This is a genomic window from Chengkuizengella sediminis, from assembly GCF_010078385.1.
GTDB classification, from domain to species: domain Bacteria; phylum Bacillota; class Bacilli; order Paenibacillales; family KCTC-33759; genus Chengkuizengella; species Chengkuizengella sediminis.
On the sequence record NZ_SIJC01000007.1, the window covers coordinates 188728 to 209185 of the forward strand.

General features: G+C 32.4%; 18 protein-coding genes and 1 pseudogene. 16 read left to right on the top strand and 3 right to left on the bottom strand.

What is annotated here, in order from left to right:
* Positions 1-147: 147 nt before the first annotated feature.
* From uptA to nfsA, 6 genes and pseudogenes are all read left to right on the top strand, one after another.
* Positions 148-750, top strand: a pseudogene (gene uptA, locus EPK97_RS21965) (undecaprenyl phosphate transporter UptA); the annotation flags it as partial.
* 15 nt (positions 751-765) lie between these two features.
* A complete protein-coding gene (locus EPK97_RS21970) occupies positions 766-1242 on the top strand; it encodes a nuclease-related domain-containing protein (protein WP_338075720.1) in 477 nt (158 codons plus the stop codon).
* Between the two features lie 4 nt (positions 1243-1246).
* Positions 1247-1501, top strand: coding sequence for a hypothetical protein (locus tag EPK97_RS15190; protein ID WP_162037472.1), 255 nt, complete (start codon positions 1247-1249; stop codon positions 1499-1501).
* 439 nt (positions 1502-1940) lie between these two features.
* Positions 1941-3923, top strand: a complete 1983-nt coding sequence (locus EPK97_RS15195) for a methyl-accepting chemotaxis protein (RefSeq protein ID WP_162037473.1) — start codon at positions 1941-1943, stop codon at positions 3921-3923.
* A 35-nt stretch (positions 3924-3958) separates the two neighbouring features.
* The gene (locus EPK97_RS15200) at positions 3959-4588 is read left to right on the top strand and encodes an MBL fold metallo-hydrolase (RefSeq protein ID WP_162037474.1); all 630 of its coding nucleotides are present in this window, start codon (positions 3959-3961) and stop codon (positions 4586-4588) included.
* A gap of 20 nt (positions 4589-4608) precedes the next feature.
* Complete coding sequence (nfsA, locus tag EPK97_RS15205) at positions 4609-5349, top strand: oxygen-insensitive NADPH nitroreductase (protein ID WP_162037475.1); 741 nt, start codon at positions 4609-4611, stop codon at positions 5347-5349.
* A 166-nt stretch (positions 5350-5515) separates the two neighbouring features.
* Here nfsA and EPK97_RS15210 read toward each other — a convergent pair whose 3' ends face one another.
* Positions 5516-7210 (bottom strand): M4 family metallopeptidase, encoded by a 1695-nt coding sequence (locus EPK97_RS15210; protein ID WP_162037476.1) that lies wholly within the window; start codon positions 7208-7210, stop codon positions 5516-5518.
* A gap of 868 nt (positions 7211-8078) precedes the next feature.
* Here EPK97_RS15210 and EPK97_RS15215 point away from each other — a divergent pair.
* Positions 8079-9302 (top strand): cytochrome P450 family protein, encoded by a 1224-nt coding sequence (locus EPK97_RS15215; RefSeq protein WP_162037477.1) that lies wholly within the window; start codon positions 8079-8081, stop codon positions 9300-9302.
* Between the two features lie 158 nt (positions 9303-9460).
* Here EPK97_RS15215 and EPK97_RS15220 read toward each other — a convergent pair whose 3' ends face one another.
* The gene (locus EPK97_RS15220; RefSeq protein WP_170295541.1) at positions 9461-10027 is read right to left on the bottom strand and encodes an isochorismatase family protein; all 567 of its coding nucleotides are present in this window, start codon (positions 10025-10027) and stop codon (positions 9461-9463) included.
* A 293-nt stretch (positions 10028-10320) separates the two neighbouring features.
* Here EPK97_RS15220 and EPK97_RS15225 point away from each other — a divergent pair, with 293 nt between their 5' ends.
* The 8 genes from EPK97_RS15225 (at position 10321) to EPK97_RS15260 (ending at position 18580) form a co-directional block, all read left to right on the top strand.
* Entirely contained in the window at positions 10321-11358 is a 1038-nt protein-coding gene (locus tag EPK97_RS15225; RefSeq protein WP_240903836.1) for a class I SAM-dependent methyltransferase, read from the top strand.
* A gap of 31 nt (positions 11359-11389) precedes the next feature.
* Complete coding sequence (locus EPK97_RS15230; protein ID WP_162037478.1) at positions 11390-12586, top strand: M24 family metallopeptidase; 1197 nt, start codon at positions 11390-11392, stop codon at positions 12584-12586.
* Between the two features lie 232 nt (positions 12587-12818).
* Complete coding sequence (locus EPK97_RS15235; RefSeq protein WP_162037479.1) at positions 12819-14384, top strand: DNRLRE domain-containing protein; 1566 nt, start codon at positions 12819-12821, stop codon at positions 14382-14384.
* Between the two features lie 135 nt (positions 14385-14519).
* Positions 14520-15089, top strand: a complete 570-nt coding sequence (locus EPK97_RS15240) for a hypothetical protein (RefSeq protein ID WP_162037480.1) — start codon at positions 14520-14522, stop codon at positions 15087-15089.
* Positions 15090-15098: 9 nt separating this feature from the next.
* Positions 15099-15464 (top strand): hypothetical protein, encoded by a 366-nt coding sequence (locus EPK97_RS15245; protein WP_162037481.1) that lies wholly within the window; start codon positions 15099-15101, stop codon positions 15462-15464.
* A 47-nt stretch (positions 15465-15511) separates the two neighbouring features.
* Positions 15512-16909 carry a hypothetical protein gene (locus EPK97_RS15250; RefSeq protein WP_162037482.1) on the top strand — a complete coding sequence of 466 codons (1398 nt, stop codon included), beginning with the start codon at positions 15512-15514 and terminating at the stop codon, positions 16907-16909.
* 15 nt (positions 16910-16924) lie between these two features.
* A complete protein-coding gene (locus EPK97_RS15255; protein ID WP_162037483.1) occupies positions 16925-17266 on the top strand; it encodes a hypothetical protein in 342 nt (113 codons plus the stop codon).
* A gap of 120 nt (positions 17267-17386) precedes the next feature.
* Entirely contained in the window at positions 17387-18580 is a 1194-nt protein-coding gene (locus EPK97_RS15260) for a cytochrome P450 (protein WP_162037484.1), read from the top strand.
* A 128-nt stretch (positions 18581-18708) separates the two neighbouring features.
* Here the strand turns inward: EPK97_RS15260 and ytvI are convergent, their stop codons facing one another.
* Positions 18709-19806 (bottom strand): sporulation integral membrane protein YtvI, encoded by a 1098-nt coding sequence (ytvI, locus tag EPK97_RS15265; protein WP_162037485.1) that lies wholly within the window; start codon positions 19804-19806, stop codon positions 18709-18711.
* Positions 19807-19977: 171 nt separating this feature from the next.
* Here ytvI and EPK97_RS15270 point away from each other — a divergent pair, with 171 nt between their 5' ends.
* Complete coding sequence (locus tag EPK97_RS15270) at positions 19978-20355, top strand: ATPase (protein WP_162037486.1); 378 nt, start codon at positions 19978-19980, stop codon at positions 20353-20355.
* Positions 20356-20458 lie beyond the last annotated feature (103 nt).

The window sequence follows — 20458 nt, forward strand, 5'->3', positions numbered from 1 at the left end:
GCTTAGCTACTAGGCTAGTTACTCAAAGAATATGTTAACATCTAAATTTACATTTTATAATGAAAACTTTTAGGAATGATCTTGGTATGACAAGCTTTATGTTAGAATAAGATGTGATAAAGACACAATAAAGGCAGGGAGTAATGGATGGAATTAATAACAGAGATCATACATCACATATTTATTTGGTTAACAGAATTAGGTTATTGGGGCATCATGATTGGTTTAATGATTGAAGTGATTCCAAGTGAAATTATTTTATCCTATGGTGGGTTCTTAATTTATCAAAATAAAATTACTTGGACTGAAGCGATGGTTTTTGCAACGATTGGGGGAACATTAGCACAAATCTTTCTTTATTGGCTAGGGAAATTTGGTGGTAGACCTTTAATAGAGAAGTATGGTAAGTATATCTTAATACATAAAAAACATCTTGATTTATCTGAAAAATGGTTTAATCAATATGGGACAGGTATGATTTTTACAGCTCGATTTATTCCAGTTGTTCGGCATGCCATTTCTATACCAGCTGGATTAGCGAATATGTCTTTTATTCGTTTTAGTGTTTTAACAACTTTAGCTGTAATACCCTGGTCTGCTTTTTTCTTGTTTTTAGGTACGACATTGGGTGAGAATTGGGAGCAAATTGATGAAAAAGCACAACCATATATTTTACCATTTATTATTGTTTCTCTACTTCTCACTGTTTTATATTTGGTTTATAAAATAACCAAGAAAAAGAATGGCTCTTCTCAAAATTATGGTATTGAAGGAGAGAAAATAGTAAAACATCAGTTAAAGTATCTTCCAAGGGACTATAAAGTTTTTCATGATATAAAATTAAAAACAAATGGAAGAACACAACAATTTGATCATGTTGCGATCGGACCCAATGGTATATTTCATATTGAAACAAAACATTGGTCTGGTGAAATTCGTTTTACTTCCCAGGGAATTCAAAGGAGTAATAATAAAAACAGTGCAGATCCAACGGCACAAATGTATAGACATGATTATATTATAAAAGAACTATTGAGAAAAAATAATTTAAAAACTAGTATTCGTGGACTAATCTGTTTTTCTCATCCTAATAGTCAGATTATAGGTCAAAGTCCAGCTTTTAAAACGATAAAGGTAGATCGCCTATTACATACCATCCAAACCTATAGAACGAATAAACCTGTATCTAAGGAAGAAATGAAACGACTTTCAAATATAATTGAGAATAGCCTTGGAAGTTAATTCATTGAAAAGAAATAGTGCATTGATAGACTTAGAAAATTTGTTTCAGTCAGACCTTTCTTCAAAGGATAAGTTATTTGCAGCACATAGAAGTATGGCTGCTACATTAAATGAATGTTCTGCAGGTGAAGACTATTCCTGTCCAATTAGACTGACGGCAGTCATCTCAAACCAGAGAACTGGACCTGTTTTTCATAGTATACATTTTTCATTTCCACATTATTGGATATTAGAGGGGAAAATAGATTGTCAAACATAGGGTGGATTTGAACGACGAGGTTAAGAGATTTAAGGACAGATGTTCTTTTTTTATTCTATTATAACAAACAAAAATAAGATATCATTTTAATTGGTTAATTATTCTAATTTATAATAATGATTATTGTGAGTAAAGATTTAACAGACTTTTATCAAGGTAAGTGGATAAATATTTATTGTGACATGTAGTTATATTGGATAAAAATGCAGAAACATTCTTACATGTTCATCCAATGGAGAATGAGTTAAGTAGTTCTGGAGCAGTATTTCATACTAATTTTCCGGAAAGAAATTGAATGAATTATTTTTTTATACATATAATTAAATTTTTATTCATATTTTTCGAAAAAGATATAGACGTTTTGAATGAGTAAGGTTAAAATTTACAATTATAGAATGGAAAATTCATCTAAATACATCGTCTGGGGGAGAAATATACTGTGTTTAAAAAAATGAGAACTAAATTAATTGTAGTTATGGCTTTTTTATTAATATCTATGTTAGTTACGACTCAATCACTAACGTACTTTTACATGAAAAAAAATATGGAGAGTGAAATTATTACTCAAGGAAAAGGTACTGTAGAACAGCTTGAACATAATTTTGAAGTTTATTTTAAAGATTATGAAAAAAATATTGAAAGATATAGTGTAGACCAAAGGATACAATCTTTTATAAGTAACAACAATGGACAATTACTTTCAGAGATTGATCAGGACTTTAGTACGTTTTTACAAACGAATGCTGATGTTTCTATGATTTATTTTGGAACAAGTGATAAAGGCATGTTCGACATGCCTAAGAAAGATAGGACTGGTTATGATCCAACTGAAAGACCTTGGTATCAAAAAGCAATGGCGTATCCAGATAAAGTAGTTTGGACTGAGCCGTATATCGGACATTCCAGTCAAAAATTAATGATTACAGCAGCGAAAACGATTCGTGTTGATAATGATATTAAAGGAGTAATAGCAGTAGACATTTTATTAGAGACACTAAGTCAGATTGTAAATGAAATTAATGTAAGCCATAATGGTAGTATTTTCTTATTAGATCAAAATGGCAACGCTCTCATATATACTGACAAAGAAGGTGAGGATTTATCAGAGAAAGCACATATTGCACAGCTATACGAAAGTGATTCTGGTAAGATCTCTTATCTAAGTGGGAATGAAAAGAGATTGTTGTACTTTGTGACTATACCTAATTTAGGGTGGAAAATATCTGTTGATTATAATCAAGAGGATTTATTTACAAAGCTAAACAACGCATTGTTTTTAAGTATGATTATTGGTGGTATTGCCATACTGTTGACTATAGGAGTTATTTATTTAGCTGCAAGGAGTATTTCTAAACCAATTGTTTTATTACGTGAGCAAGTTGAAATGGTATCTTCAGGTAATCTTTCAAACAATACGACCGTAACAGCAAAGGATGAAGTAGGAGATTTAGCATTACATTTTAATAAAATGATAATAAATATGCGAAACATTATTTTTAGTGTAAAAAGGGCTTTAACAGGTGTTCTTGGATCATCAGAAAGATTACAGAAGGTAAGTAAGGAAATGATCGGTACGAGTGAGCAAATAGCTGTAGCGGTAGAAGAAGTTGCTCAGGGGGCAAGTCTGCAAGCCGTTGACACAGAAAAAATGAATGAAAAAACGATCCAATTATCAAACAAAATTAATCAAGTTCATCTTTCTATCAATGAAATTAAAGAGCTGTCCATCAAGTCCACTGATGCAAGTAATGAAGGACTTCAAAGTTTAGAAAATTTACAGATAAAATCTGATCAATCTAATCGTGAAATTAGTTCAGTAGAAAGTGTTTTAGTAAACCTTATCGAAAAAGTGAAAAAAATAGAATTAGTGTCTCAATCCATCTTTGAAGTTTCTGAGCAAACAAATTTGCTTGCTCTAAATGCTAGTATAGAAGCAGCAAGGGCAGGTGAAAGTGGAAGAGGTTTCGCAGTAGTGGCACAAGAAGTTCGGAATTTAGCCGAAAAATCAGCTAAAGAAACAAGTGAAATACATGGTATAATATCTGCAATACAAGTTGAATCTGAACACGCAAAAGATGCTATGGGTAAAGCGATTGCCATTAGCCTCGAACAACAAGTAGCTGTAAGCCATTCAGGAGATACTTTTAAGAACATCACATTCATGATGAATCAATTGATTGAATCCATTGATCATATTGTAATAGAGATCCAGCAAATGCATGAAAATAAGGATGTAGTAAATGATTCAATTAAAAGTATATCGGCAATATCCCAACAATCTGCTGCTACAACAGAAGAAGTAAGTGCATCTACTGATGAGCAATTAGCCTCTATACGTTCGGTCTCTAAATCAGTACAAGAACTTAATCAAGCCTGTTTTCAGTTAGAAGAGCTTATTTCACAATTTAAGTTAGAAGAATAATAAAGAAGTTTCGTTTATTTGAGGAGGATACACATTTGAACAAATTACGAATTGAAATCTTTACATTAGGCCCCTTAGCAACTAATGCTTATTTAATTTCTAATCCAAGTGATAAGAAAGGGATTATTATTGATCCTGGCATGAAGCCGCAGGTATTAATTGAGCATATAAAAGACTTAAAAATAGAAGCTATATTGCTTACACATGCACATCTTGATCATATAGGTGGGGTAGATGAGATACGAAAATTAAAGAAATGTCCAGTGTATTTACATAAGTTAGAATCTAAATGGTTAACGGATCCTGACTTAAATGGATCTACAAGATGGCCTGAATTAGGACCACCTTTTTCTACCACTCCAGCAGAATTCACTTTAGAAGAAGGGCAAACATTACGATTTTTAGATTCAGAGTTTAAGGTGTTTCATACACCAGGACATTCTCCTGGGAGTGTTAGTTTTTTACATGATAAAGATATTTTTAGCGGTGATGTTTTATTTCAACACTCAATGGGAAGAACTGATTTACCAGGTGGAAACTCTGAGCAGCTATATGAATCCATTTATGAGAAACTGTTTGTATTAGAGGACACAGTGAAAGTTCATCCTGGTCATGGACCTTCAACGACCATAGGACATGAAAGAGAGCATAATCCTTATTTATAAAGGAAGGAGGAGCTAGGAAATTGAATGAAACGATTAATTTGCTAAAGTCCCATCGCTCGATTCGTAAATACAAATCTGATCCGATACCTCAGGAATATGTAGATGAAATAATAACGTCTGCTCAAATGGCTTCTTCTTCAAGTCATGTGCAAGCTTATAGTGTAATTGGGGTAACGGATCAAGAGAAGAAAAAAGAGTTATCAATATTATCTGGAAATCAAACATATATTGCAGATTGTCCTTTATTTTTCGTATGGTGTGCAGATTTATATCGATTACAGGTTGCTTGTGAAATGGAGAAAACGGAAATAGTTTCTGGTACGATGGAAAACTTTATAGTGGCTACAGCAGATGTTACTTTAGCAGCTCAAAACGCTGCAATTGCTGCAGAATCGTTGGGTTTAGGTATTGTATATATTGGAGGGATTCGTAATCAATCAAAGGAAGTGACTGAATTGCTTCAATTACCAAAGCTTGTTTATCCTGTGTTTGGGATGTGTTTAGGTTTTCCTGATCAAGAACCTTCTCAAAGACCCCGTTTACAAACCAATTTGATATATCATCAAGAAGTTTATAATACGAGCAACACAACGAACGAATTAAAGATATACAATCAAATCACAAATGAATATTACTTAGAGCGGACAAAAGGAAAAGTAAACACAAATTGGTCAAAACAAATGTCTAATAAACTTCAAACTGCATCACGTAAACATTTAAGAAAATACTTGGAGGATCAAGGATTCGGATTTAGTGAATAAGATGGAATGACAATATACAAGTTATGGAACCTATGAAGATGGCTCTATTACTTTCAAATTTTTTATCTACTCCCTTTATTGAAATATAAAAAGCGATAAAGGGAGTAGAATTTACTTAAATTAAATAAATTAACATAGTCATTTATTTAAATAATTGCATTTTTAATTAATTGCCGATGCCTACAGATGCATAACCATTTGCAACTGCGTTATATTCAGCACTGTTAGTACCATGTAAATCTGCAGCAGCCTGTAACAAAGCATTACGTGCATCAATAAATTGTGACTGAGAATTTAAATATCTCGTAAGAGCACGATAATAAATTTTTCCTGACTTTTCTAGACCAATATCTGTTGCAATATTGTAGAAAGCTTTATTTGGAATACCGCTGTTTATGTGTACTCCTCCCCAATCCCCTTCTCTTGTATTAGGAAGCGATACATAGTCATCCATATGAGCTGGCTGTCTTCCATTAAGGGTTGGATCATACATATATCTCATCGCATCTCCTTCAATATCTGGAGTATAAATATCTTCACCTAACAACCAATCTGGTGTGCCTTCATAGTCAGCTTCTACTAAGATTCCAAAAACATCTGAGAATGATTCATTTAATGCACCCGGTTGAAATTCATAGACTAGGTTTGCTGAATAATCCGTAACGGCATGTGTTACCTCATGTGCTACTACATCTAGAGATTCAGAAAAAGGAGTGTATTCTGTACCACTACTAGTTATGCCTCCATCTCCATAAATCCATTGTGTACCCACCCATGAAGCATTAATATATGATCCACCTTCTGGGTCTCCAACATGGACACTTGATATAAAATCGCTTCCTCTATTATCAAAACTATTTCGGTTATGTTTATTTAAAAAATAATCATAAACAACTCCTCCATAATAATGAGCATCTACTGCCGCTTTTTGACGTGTAGAATTAAAGTTGTTGTTACTATCAGTAACTAGAGACCCTGTTTGATATCTATCATTAGCATCATAAGTTCTAATAATACCATCCCTTGTTACATCATATAAGTAATATGTTCCATTATATAAATACGTATTAATGGTTCTAGTTTCTCCTGAAAGTCCTGTACCTGTTCCAATTTCAGCAGAATCTTGAATTCGATTATAGGATTTAAGTACCTCACCTTTTTTGGCATCAATAAAGGAAAACTCACGACCAATATATGGTTCTAAAAATTGAAGCTCTACAATATATACAGGCATCCATTTACCTTCATGTTGATACATATAAAGATCAGCGGTTGGCTCAGTTGTATATGTATCCTCTTTGGGTGTAAAGCTTAGTTGATTTTCCGCTACCTCTATTGAGTCTGATGAAGATAGTTTAATAGATTTGCTCCATTTTTTATTGACTAAACTAGGTTCTACTTGTCCATTTAAGGAGGTTATAACACCACTATTATCAGTATGTACTGTTAATTCTGCTCCATAAACAGGAATCCCATCAACTGTGAACTGAGTTTTATAATGTGTCATACCAAGTTCATCCGAATCACTCGTTAAAATTTCAAAATCTCCGTCTACTATATTAAATAAATCTTTATTCTCTTCAAGAAAACTTGAGATATCAGTATTTTCATCTGATAGTTTACCAGATATATAACGAGGGATACCTTTCTTTTCGTTCCATGAAACATTAAATTCACCCTTTTCTTTCAAGGATTTTTCTTTCATTTTATCTAGTTTCTTCATTTGTTTATCATTTACTTCTTTAGAAGCCGTTTCTGGAATGGGGGAGTTTGCAGAAACATTATCAATAATTGAAGTAAACAGTACACCAAAAGTTAACATAGTAGCTAATAGTATTGACATAATATTAATCTTTTTCATCATTGTTTCTCCTTTCAATTTCCAAGCTATGAATTAATAATTATTTGGGAGGTCACTTTTTTTTATTTACTTACCTCCCTTTGAATACGCTTACAATTAAGAAGTACATTAACGATTTTGAACCCTATCTGTCATTATAAAGTTTAAAGTTTTTAAGCTGCAATGTAATAAAGTAATGAAACGAATTAAACCCTTAGTAAATTCCTAATATAGTAAAATCCCTCCTTTTGTAATAATGATTGCCTTTAATCAATCTGTCGTTATTTTCTTCATTTACTTTCCTCTCTTTGAATAGATTGACAATTGAGTAGGCAATGTAATGTTGTATTTATGTAACAACACTATTACATAAATACAGAATAACGATGTAATATAAGGTTGTCAATACATATATTACAATAATTTAGCAATAACCTCCTATTACTATTAAAGGGAGTACGTACGATGCATTATACTTATGGATATGCAAGGGTTAGTATACATTAACAAGATTTATTGATGTAATAAAATGGTTATATCACAGACTTTTTTTGCACAATAACCTATTAATTATCTCGAAAATATGTTATTATGTTATAAGTAACTATAATAGTTATACCAATATTGATTTAACGATTTTCATCATGTCAACAGTCCGTTATAAGAGGGAAATAACGGACTGTTGAAGCTAATAGAACTCGTACCACATGTTACCCCCCCAAAAAAAACACCAATACTGATTCTCAAGTAAAACTTCATAATCATAATAAAGAATTAATTTTAATATAATTAAATTAACAAAAAAAGTAATTGAATGCATTTTTTGTTATAGAGTATTTGTACTTCAAAAAATCAGAAACTAGAAAATATGATTTGGGAGGAACTATTTATGGAGAAAGTTGTTTTTGATCTTTACTCAACAGAATATCAGGAGAATCCGTATCCAACACTATCTTATTTTAGAGAACACGATGAACGTATCCATGAATTTACGATTAAAAGAGGGACTAACGAAGTAAAGAGCTGGTTAGTAACACGTTATAATGATGTTGTAACCTTAATGAAAGATGAGAGGATTACAAAAGATATCTTAAATGTGATGTCTAAAAACGAAATACAACAACAAAATTATATTGAAGAATATGAGTTTTTTATTAACAATATGTTGTTTAATGATCCTCCTGATCATGGGCGATTACGCTCTTTAGTACATAAGGTTTTTTTTCCACGTATGATTGAAGGATTAAGAACAAGAATTGAGGAAATCTCTAAAAATCTTCTTGATCAGATGGAAACAAAAACAAATGTAGACCTAATGGAAGATTATGCAGTCCCTTTACCTATTATAGTCATTTCAGAAATGATGGGGATTCCAGAAAAAGATCGCAACCAGTTCAGAATCTGGTCAAATGCATCTACTAGTGTTGCAAACGGAGATGAGGAGATAGAGAAGCTCAACTCCTATATAAAAGACTTCATTCATTATCTTGAAACGATCATAGAAGAAAGAAAACAATATCCACAAGACGATATCATTAGCGGTTTAGTCATGGCTCAGGAAGATGGACAGAAACTTTCTAAAAAAGAACTTCTTTCTATGCTTTTTCTCCTAATTGTCGCTGGTCATGAAACAACGGTAAATTTGATAGGTAATGGCATGTTAGCTCTCCTTCAACATCCTGAACAGCTAGGCAAATTGAGAAAACATCCTGCACTTGTAGGTAGAGCAGTTGAAGAATTATTACGATTTACCAATCCTGTGGAATTTGCAACAGCTCGTTATGCGATAGAGGATTTTACTCTTTATGGAAAAGAAATTAAAAAGGGTGATATGATATTTTTAAGTCTTGCGGCAGCCAACCGTGATCCAAATTATTTTGACAATCCAGAAGAGCTCGATATTACTAGAGAAGAAAACAAACATATTGCTTTTGGCTTTGGGATGCACCATTGTTTAGGAGCACCACTTGCTCGTCTGGAAAGTCAAATAGCATTTCAAGCTTTAATCCAACGTTTTCCGAATATCAAACTTAATGTGAACGAAAAAGAACTCAAGTGGCGACATTCTGAAATTTTCAGAGGACTTTTAGAGTTACCAGTTAGTCTAAAATAAAGGTCTTAGTTTTACAAAATCTGTATTTTTGTTTATTAAATATACAAATAGTATTGAATTTTTTATTGTAATTTTTAAAATGAAATGATTAACACCGTCTTAATTAACAGACGGTGTTAATATAATGATGAAAAACAATAAGTTCATTTTAATTGTAACTAACGATAATTGTCATGTGTTGGATCAAACAAGTCTTCTTGTGCACTTCTAACAACCGAAAAGTGATCCATATTGTCATGACCATGAAGTATTTCATTATGATGATTTATTATTTGCTCTGCTGATAAAGTAGAAGTGTCTGAAGTTGAGTGCCCATCCTTAACTAAAGTGACATCAAAATGGTTTACGGTTGCACTCCTTACAGCTGTGTCAATACAATTTTCTGTTTTACAACCCATGATTACTAAATGTTTGACATGATTTGCTTCTAAATAACTTTTTAATTTTGTATTATAAAATGCATTCGTTGCTTTTTTATCAAATATTTTTGAAGTTTCCGGAACATTGATATTTTGATGGATTTGAAATCCATTGCCTTTTCCTTCACTAACATCTAAATCTCTAACAAAAATAACTAAAGCCTCTGATTTTAAAGCTTTTTTAACAACTAAGTTAATATTATCCACTAACTTATCTTTCATAAAAACGTTTTTTTGATTTTGATTCCCTTCAATCAACTCTTGTTGGGCATCAATGATTAATAAAGCTTGGTTTTTAATAATCAAAACACTCCTTTTCTTATACAATTAAATTCCTATTCTTAAACACCTCACTAATTTTATAAATCATAAAAACCGCCTCCTTTCTTTGTAGTTAACTTAACAAAATTGATAAGAAAATACAATCCTAATCATTCTTACAGTTGTTCTAGATTGTTTCTCTCATTCAAAACATGTGCATATCCAGCTTTAGACATTTCAAAATCTAAACGAACTTAGAAAAAAGGGTTAATTAAAAGGAAATCCGATAGATGTTGATGAATATAATATAACAATGAATGAATATTGGGGGGATTTCGTTGGAAAACACAATGGTTTTTCCTTACAGCGAACAAGATTTTAATAAAACTGAGTTAGCTCCGAGCTATAGAGTTGAATTAAGAGACCCAAAGAATGAAAAACTAGATAAATTTATCAAAGCGAATGTAGTAAGTGATTGGTCTGATTTAAGCTGGGAAAAGATTGGCAAGCCGTATATTGTAAATAAGATGTCTGTAGATCGTCTGAATTGGGAAAAAGAAAACAAACAGGACATGTCAGTGAAAACTTCTTGGGAATTCTTTAACCGCTCTTTCCATGAGTGGTTTGTAAAGGATGTTCCTAGTGAATTGTCAGAAAAAAAGAAAGAGTTCACAAAAAGTTTGTCCAAATTTAATATGAATGAAGTGAAAATGGCATTAGGTGACACCGTAAAGTTAAACTTATGGAATTATGTACACCGGGTTCAAGATGGCATTTGGGACCCACGTGGAAAACGTGCTTTATTTGAAGGATTGGATGTAAAAAAACCTCGGATTTTATTTTTAGGTGCTGCTGAAGGTTATGAAGCAATGCAACTAGCAGCGATGTATCCTGGTGCGGAAGTCGTCCTAGTGGACTATGATGAATATTGTAAAACACACCGATTTGAAGAGTTTTCGTCTACATATCCATTTCTAGGAGATAATCCTTCAACAGGCAGTCCTAAAGTATGGTATAAGGATGAAATGAATATTGAGTACGAAGTCGAAGATATTCGAAATCTTAAATATGGGAAAGAATTTGATATTGTTCTAAGTGTAGGTTTATTAGAGCATGTACCAGATGAGCATAAACCTGAAATTTTAGATATGCACCGACGATTTGTAAAACCCGGTGGATATATCATCATGACGACACCTCGTAATCAAATTCGTTCTAGAATATATTACAATATTATGGCGGATGTAATGAATCATACATACAGAGAATTAATGGATATTCGTCAAATGGGGTTATATGTATATGAGGCAGGTTTTGATATAATAAGACATGGATTTATAAAAGTTCATAATGGAATTATAGCTCAAGTTAGATAATCAATTGTATATAATAGAGGAGATATTATAAATGTCACAACATGCAACTAGGCAAAATAAGCTGCAACAAAAATTAAAAGAGAATCAGCTACATGGTTTTTTAGTCACTCAAAATGTAGATATTTTTTATTTAACAGGTTCTATGCAAACAGGATATTTGTTTATCCCAGTAGAAGGAGAGGCTGTTTTTTATGTGCGTCGAAGTGTTCAACGTGCTCAAGAAGAAAGTTCTTGTATCGTAAAAGCTTTGGGGTCTTTTAGGAATTTTGGAGAAACACTTAAAAATGATTTTCCCCAAGTTTTCGAATCTAAAAATGAACCTATAGTAGCAACAGAATTTGATGTGCTTCCTATTCAAATATTTAATAGACTACAATCCATTATGCCTGATGTAAAGTGGAAGGATGGATCAGTCTTTATTCGAGAGATTAGAATGATTAAATCTCCTGATGAAATTTTAAAAATTAAATTTGCAGCAAGTGCAGTTAATCAAGCATTGGAAACAGCTTTAGGTAAACTGAAGGCAGGCATGACTGAAGTGGAGTGGATGAGTGAAATTGAATACTCTCTTCGTTTACAAGGGCATGTTGGGTTAATGAGAATGAGAGGATTTAACCAAGAGCTTGTTACCGGTATGGTAGCTGCTGGTATTTCAGCAGCAAAACCTACTTATTTCGATGGACCTGCTGGAGGAGAGGGGTTAAGTCCAGCAAGTCCTCAGGGGTCAGGGAAAAACATCATAGATAAAAATGTACCGATATTGGTTGATTTAGGTTGTTGTATTGACGGTTATGTTATTGACCAAACTCGAACTGTGGTAATAGGAGAATTATCAGAGGAATTAGTCAAAGCCTATCAAACTTCTGAACAAATTCTAAAATCCACCGAGGCTTTGTTAAAACCAGGTACTATTTGTGAAGATTTATATATTAATGCACTCGAGCTCGCAGATGAAGTAGGGTTAAAAGAACATTTTATGGGATATGGAACGGATCAAGTAAAATTTTTAGGGCATGGTATAGGCATGGAAATTGATGAATACCCTGTACTTGCTAAAGGGTTTAAATACGAACTAGAACCTGGCATGGTCATTGCAGTTGAACCTAAATTTACTTTTCCTGAAAATGGTGTTGTGGGAATAGAAGATACCTACCTTATAACGGAAGATGGATTTGAGAAATTATCAATTACTAGAGATGGGATCATTCGTATTAGCGAATCTATTTAATAACTTTTTAATATTATAGATAGAAACGTTGGATCATAAGCTCCAACGTTTTTTATGTTTAAAATAGTCATATTCTACTATAAGTCCTAATATTGAATTATAAATCTATCAAATCCAACATAGATATTTTTACATTAAATTAATAAAAAACTGGATTTTTTTTAACAAAACTCCTATAATATTAAAAATATTGCCATTAATCAACAACACTTAACTATTGGGAGGAACTGTAATGTCTTTTGTTTTTAATAAAAAGAACTTAATTATTTTACTAGCTACCATCTTTATCTTATCTTTATTTATTTCTTGGAAATCTATCAATGAAACGGATGCCGCAACCACTTCATTTCGATTTGTGGTCATGGGTGATAGCAGAGGATCTAGTGATGGTATTAATGAAACAACATTACGATCTTTATTAACAGAAGTTGAATCATTGCCTATTCAACCGGAGTTTATATTTTTCACAGGTGATCAAGTGATGGGTGGGTCAGATGTAGCTCAGGAATTGTCCGATTGGAATGATCTAGTAGATGATTATTTTCCATTAAATAAGATATATCCTGCACTTGGAAATCACGAAGATGATGAGACGATTTTTAGCAATTCATTAACTCACCTTCCCACAAATCAATTAGAAGGGTACCAGAGGACATCTTATTATTTTGATTATGGAAATGCTAGATTTATAACTTTAAATTCTAATCGCAAAGATCAAAATGGGAACTACATTATTGACTCAGTTCAACGTACGTGGTTAGAAAGTATTCTTGAAAAAAGCGGGAAAACACATCATTTTGTTCAATTTCATGTTCCAGCATATCCAATTGGAGCACATTATGGAAAGTCCCTTGATGCAAATCGTGAACAAAGAGATGCACTTTGGGATATATTTGATGAATACAATGTATCAGCTGTTATGACAGGACATGAACACAACTATAACCGACGTGAAATAGACAGTTCATTTAATGCAACTGGTTATAGATTTGAAAATAGTATATATCAAGTAACGATAGGTGGGGCTGGAGCACCATTATCAACTACAAATCGAGATTCACAGAATGTAGAGATAGGTCCAATAGCAAGCTATCATTATATGGTAGTTGATGTAGTAGATGAAATCGCAAAATTCAACTTATATGATATGAATAGCAATTTAATAGATTCTTTTGAGGTTAAACGAAGTTCGACACAATCTCCAACTACTACGACTATAGATTTTCAAAATGGTCTGTATCCAACTTCAGCATATGAAGGTACGTCTGATAGTTATCTTTCTGAGAATGACTCCATTGTATACTTTGGTTCTGAAGCAACATTACTCATCGATGGAGATGATCCTTCAAGAACTGGCAAAAATAAATATGCTATTTTGAAGTGGGATGTTTCAGATATTCCTGAAAACAAATCAGCTATTTCTGCTAATATAACTTTGGACGTAACTGACGCTAGTTCAAGTTCATATGAAATATATGCATTAAAACGTGATTGGTCTGAAGCAGAAGTATCTTGGGAGGAAAATACTAATGGTTCAAATTGGGAACAATTTGGAGCAGATAGTCTATCAGATCGTGGTTCATCAGTATTAGGTGTCATTACGGCTAATACTACTGGTACATATACAGTTGAATTAAATGGTGACGGAATTTCAGTTGTTCAGTCTTGGATCGATGATTCATCCTTAAATTATGGATTGATTATAGCAAATTCAAGCAATACAAATGGTCTTGATATTAGCTCTAGTGAAGCAGTAAATTCAACTCTGCGTCCTAAACTTACTATCAATTATGAGTAGTAGTATCATTTAGTTGTAAAGCTGAGGCTCACTTTTCATTTACAAATAGACTTGTAGTGTACGGTCCATTGGCAATTGCTCTCTTAAATTAAATATTATTTAAACTAGAATTACAGGAGGCTGGTTAAAACCATAATGAAGCCGATATTTTCTGCACGTGATTTGGCGGTTACGCAAGCTGGTGTTGCCGCCCTTCTTTTTATACTCATGCCTATATTACATTGGGTAGATGATAGTCAATATAAATGGTTATCGATTTTTCATGGTGTTGGTGCAACACTTACGATACTAGTAAGCTGTTATATGTTACATTTGGTATACCCATTATTAAGAGGAAAAGATGGGGCAGTTAAACGATTAAAATTCGTTTTGTGGTTAGTCAATATTTTAACCTTAGCTTCCATTATCACTGCCAACTGGTTATATATTGGGTACCGGGCACCTGATGGGGCTAGGCAGTGGTTTATTTATCATCACCCTTCTATTCATCTAATATTGATGGAATATAAAGAATTTGTGGCGTTATTTCCCTTACCATTAGGTATAGGGGCGTTATGGATTTTGCATCGATTTGGGAAACAGATGGAACAAACAACGAATACGGCCATTTCTTCAGTGATCGCAATTTTATTAACAATCATGTGGGTTTGTTTAATCATAGGATTTGTTTTTGGACTTGCAATGGTGAAAATAAAAGGAGTATAGGTGAGATATATGATCAAACAAAGAAAAACTGGAGAGATATTGGCGGTGTTTATATCTATTTTTCTAGGTTTGTCTGCATTAATAGCTAGCCATATATGGAGTATTACAAATCCAGCAGCTGCAAATTATGTTTTGTTAAAAGTTGGTTCTTGGCTCCCCGGTTGGTGGGGAATAGGTACTTACGCAGGAAAAGAAATGATTGGTCTTATATTTTGGATTGTGAGTTGGATTATATTACACTTCATATTAAAAAACATACAAGTTTCATTAAAAAAGTGGTTGACTGTTTTTATGTTTAGTATATTTGCATTATTAATAATTACCTGGCCACCTATTTATCATGCAATTTGGGGCTGGCTACCTACAAAACCTTAACAAGAACCTGCACTAAGAGGATGACATTTAGCAGGAGGCTATTATTTATGTCTGTTCAAAATAAATATAAATTGAGTTTTTCTATAACTTTTGTTGTCATCGTTTTACTAAGTTCATTTTGGATGACTTCTATACCGTCTTCAGGATTTTTAAATTCTGAGGAAAATCAATCTATTCAGTTTAGGTTTGGGTATATTAAACCATCTAATGAGTCTAAGAATTTGGGGGGAATTTTTGAAAGTATAAAAGATGTAACCTATTTTGCAGGAGCAGATCGATTATCAAATAACGATAATGGAACTAACTTATCTAACTTTTATCCTTTTTTTGATGACGTATCCACGGAACTTTCATTTAATGAAAAATATACTTACTTACCTTATGATATGACTGGTAAATATGGTAGAAGTGTATATGCTATAGATTATGTAAATGCAATAATGTTATTTCTACGTGGGGATGAGTTAATTAGTCAAAATGCAGCCTCATATCAAATAGAGTGGCTTAAATCTATGATTGAAACAAGTGATCAACTTTATCACATTATTTTTATCAATGAAGTACCACAATCTCCATGGTTTTGGGATGTGATGGATGAGTTACAAATTAATTTAGTGATAACTGAAAATGAATTGTACTCTCCATCATCATTAGTTGTTCAAGAGCCATCTGATTGGGCATCTGCATTTGTAGATCATTGGGACGTATGGAATTTCAGTTCAAATTCTAACATTCAAACCCTATTACTTGATGCACTTGATGTGGATTTGACAATAACTGCACTAGACCTATCAGGTGAACCAATCGATCAAATGAAGCAGAATCTCTCATCTTTGCAATATGATGAGTTTGTTCAGACGAATACGATGATACCAATTCAATCATTATGGCGATATCATCAAGGTTCTGATCAAATCAGGTCTACTATACCTGAAGGGTATGATATAACAGGTGAGAATCCAATTACTGAACGTTATCAAATCCCATCTGATGATTGGCGAAGTCAAGGTTATGATGATTCCAATTGGAATGTTGGCCAAGGTCCATTTGGAGATATGAATGAGAAGATTCCATTAAACTTAAATCAAAAGTTACCTAAATTAAACGATTCAGTAACTTATTATTTCAGAAAAACATTTGATTTACTAGATGATCCATTTCAAATTGATCATTTGTTTATATATATGACGTTTGAGGATGGCTATGTTGCTTATTTAAACGGAGAAGAGATTAGTCGTGATGGAATGAAGGTGGGATTGACCACTCATAACACATTGGCTCAACCAAATGAAACTTATATCTATGAAGAAAAAGATATAACAAATCATAGAGATAAGCTAGTCGTTGGACAAAATACGATAACAGTTGAAGTTCATCGAAGTCATCCTAAATCATCGAATTTCATTTTTGATCTTAGTTTAATTTATCAAATAGAAAACAAATGAATGAGGACATAAATCATGAAAATGAGAACATATATGATCATGTTATGTATCATGATATTGCAGGGCTGTGGAAATCAATCCTCCCAATATCAATTAATAGCATCAATTCAATTTACTAACCAACACCTTATGATTGATAATGGTGATTCTTTTGTTTGGGAGAATTCTCTGATTACAATAAACGATGAATATACTTATGAGATGGAATATATCCCTAGAGGTAAAACAAGTATTCCATATCAAATGTTTCTTAACGAAAAAGGTGAAGTATATCAGCCTAGTTTACTAAAGGTTCGAAATGTAGAAGTTATTGTACCTAAGTTTGATGGCAAAAACGATGCTGTTTATACCTGGTAATAGTGTTTACTATATAACAATATCAACCAATAAGTGGTAAAATTTCATTTACTTTCATAACTTAAATAGAGTAGAATTTAAGGTAATTAATGCAAAATTTATATTTAAGGAGAATGGTAAATGGAGAATACAGGGGAAGAACAAATGAAAGAAGGTCAGATAAGACTAGATAAATGGGATCCGTTTGAATGGTATAAACAGAAGAGGGAAAATGAACCTATTTATTTTGATAACAAGTCAGGTCAATGGAACGCTTTTTTATATGATGATGTTAATTACATATTAAGTAATTATGAACAATTTTCATCTGCAAGATATCAAGCTGGGGAAAGAGATCCTTTTGGAAATAGCCTTCTTTTTATTGATCCTCCAAAACATAAACAGATGAGAGATTTAGTAAATAAATCTTTTACTCCTAAAGTAATGCGTTCATGGGAACCTCGTATTGAATATATTTCAGATACATTAATTGACGATATGATAGGGAAAACAACGATAGAGCTGGTAAATGACTTTTCCATGCCATTACCTGTCATTGTTATTGCAAATATGCTGGGAGTCCCTACTGAGGAATTAAATCTGTTCAAAAAATGGTCAGATCAAATGGTTGAAGGAGACTATAATGCATCTGAAGAAGAGATAAAAATTACAAGAGAAAAATATGAAAACACGATGAAAGAGTTATTCCATTACTTTTCAGAAATTATAAATCATAAGAAAAACCATTTACAGGAAGATATCATCTCAATATTACTTCAAGCTGAAGTGGACGGTAAAAAAGTTACACATGAAGAATTAATTGGTTTTTGTATTTTACTACTTGTTGCAGGAAATGAAACGACAACTAATTTGATTACTAACGCTGTGTATACCCTTTTGGATGATCAGGATAGTTTTCATAAATTAAAACAGGATCTACAGTTGTTACCTTCAGCAATAGAAGAGGTATTACGTCACAGGTCACCCATACAATCTATGAATCGTAAGGTTAAAAAAGATATAAAGTTTAGAGGAATGCAGCTAAAAGAAGGGGATTTGATTAATGCTTTTATTGGTTCAGCTAATCGTGATGAGTCAAAATTTCTTCATGCTGATCAGTTTATTATAGATAGAAACCCAAATCACCATATAGCGTTTGGTAGTGGAATTCATTTTTGTTTAGGTGCACCACTTGCTAGAATGGAAGCTCGGATCGCTTTAGCAAAACTTATAGAAAGTGTTCCTAATATGCATTTTTCAGATGATATGGAAATACAACCAATAAATAGTATGGTTGTATACGGATTAAAGAAATTACCAATTCGAATAAAATAATGGATGTTATTAAAAAATCATCATCATTGTCTTAAGGAGCAATGGTGATGATTTTTATTTTATCTAATAGAAGCCCCCTACTTCGAGCATAAAGTGTTTAGTAAGGGATGAAATGTAAGTGGGATAACTTACTGTTCTTTAGGATGAAATTCTTCCTCAGGCAAACGAATCCATTTCTGTAAATATCCTTGAACATATAATTCCTTAATTAAAATCGTAAGGATTGGAGCAAGAATCAAACCTGCAATGCCAAACAGCGATAAAGATATAATCATAAAAGTAAGCATCGTAAAAGCAGATACTCCAAGAGAATCACCCACAATTTTCGGTTCTAAAATTTGTCTTAACCCAATCACTACGACCCATACAACTGTTAATTTAATTGCCAAGCTTGTATTACCAACGATGAACAAATATATAACCCATGGTAAAAAAACAGTAGAGACCCCAAGTAAAGGTAATAAATCAAAAACGGCAGCTAACAAGGAAACTGAAAAAGCATTATTAACTCCAAAGATTAACAACGAAATAAATATAACAACAAAGGTAAGACTAATTAATTTAAACTGTGCTTTTATGTAACTTACAATTCCTTTTAGTACATAATCTTTTAAAAAGTAAAATGCTGACTTAAATGTATTCGGCGTTTTTTCTTTGGCTACTGATTTCCAATCTGCAATTTCAACACTTAAAAAATAAGCTAATATTAAACCAATAAAAAAGTTCACTATAAATGATGAAAATGAAGAGAGTATGGCTGTGAGGCTAATTAGAAACCATTCTGCTAATTGCGCTCCTTTTTCTGTGATTGTAGAAGCGTAGCTTTTAATTTGATCCGTTATATTATCTGGGAGTGCCTGATATTCTGAACTAATAAATTCAACTTGTGCAATGATTTCATCTTGAATAATGACTTGGTATTCAAATATTTTACTTGTGAAGGACTCCATTTGATTTATAAACAATGCTCCTCCACCAATAAAAGCTCCCAAAACCACTAAAATAAATAAAAGCATGGATATAGCAGTAGCAATTGATTTTTTTATCCCTTTTCGGTTTAGAAAACGGGCAAAAGGTTCAATGATAAGGAAAATAAAAAAGGAGAAAAAGACTGGTGCAGCTATCTTGTACAAATAACTAAAAACCCACATCGTTAAAAAAACAGTTAACACAACAAGTCCAATATCAATGGCTGTTTTGTAATACTTTCTATAAAAGGAAATCATACATCTACCCCATATTTCATATATTTTTAAAAATCTTACATAAATTATACTGAATTTCATTTATTTTCTCAAACATAGCATCAATTGGACATGCCTATTAATTTTTAGTAACATAATAGAATAAATATTACTATTGTAAATAAATCAAAATGATAGATGGGAGGAAGGAATATGTTTCGATTAGGACAAAAAGTAGTGATAGTAGAAGATAAATTTGAGCAAAACCTTCCCGTAGGATCATATGGATATATCATTGCAGTTGATAAAAATCCTGACAATGCATTTGACTTTGTGTTGCGAGTACCCAAATCTGGAAAACATATATATGTTCCAGCATGTGATATAGAAACGGAAGAAGTATTATTAAGAAGAGAAGCTGAAAAAGTAGAAAGAGAAGCTTTGATAGATTTTGCGCTAGCCACAAAAAATGAAGAACTGTTCAATAAAGTGATGAATGGGAATCATATAGATACAACAGATGAGTCCAAAGAAAACCCACTGAGCCACGATGAATTTTTGAAGCAGGTTCATTTGAAAGCTTGGATATAATAGTAAGCTTTCTTAGATATATGATAGATCGAAGTTGTAATTTAACTTTATTTAATAGACCTCCTTTTCAGGATGGTCTATTTTTTTAAATAAAAAAAGAGGT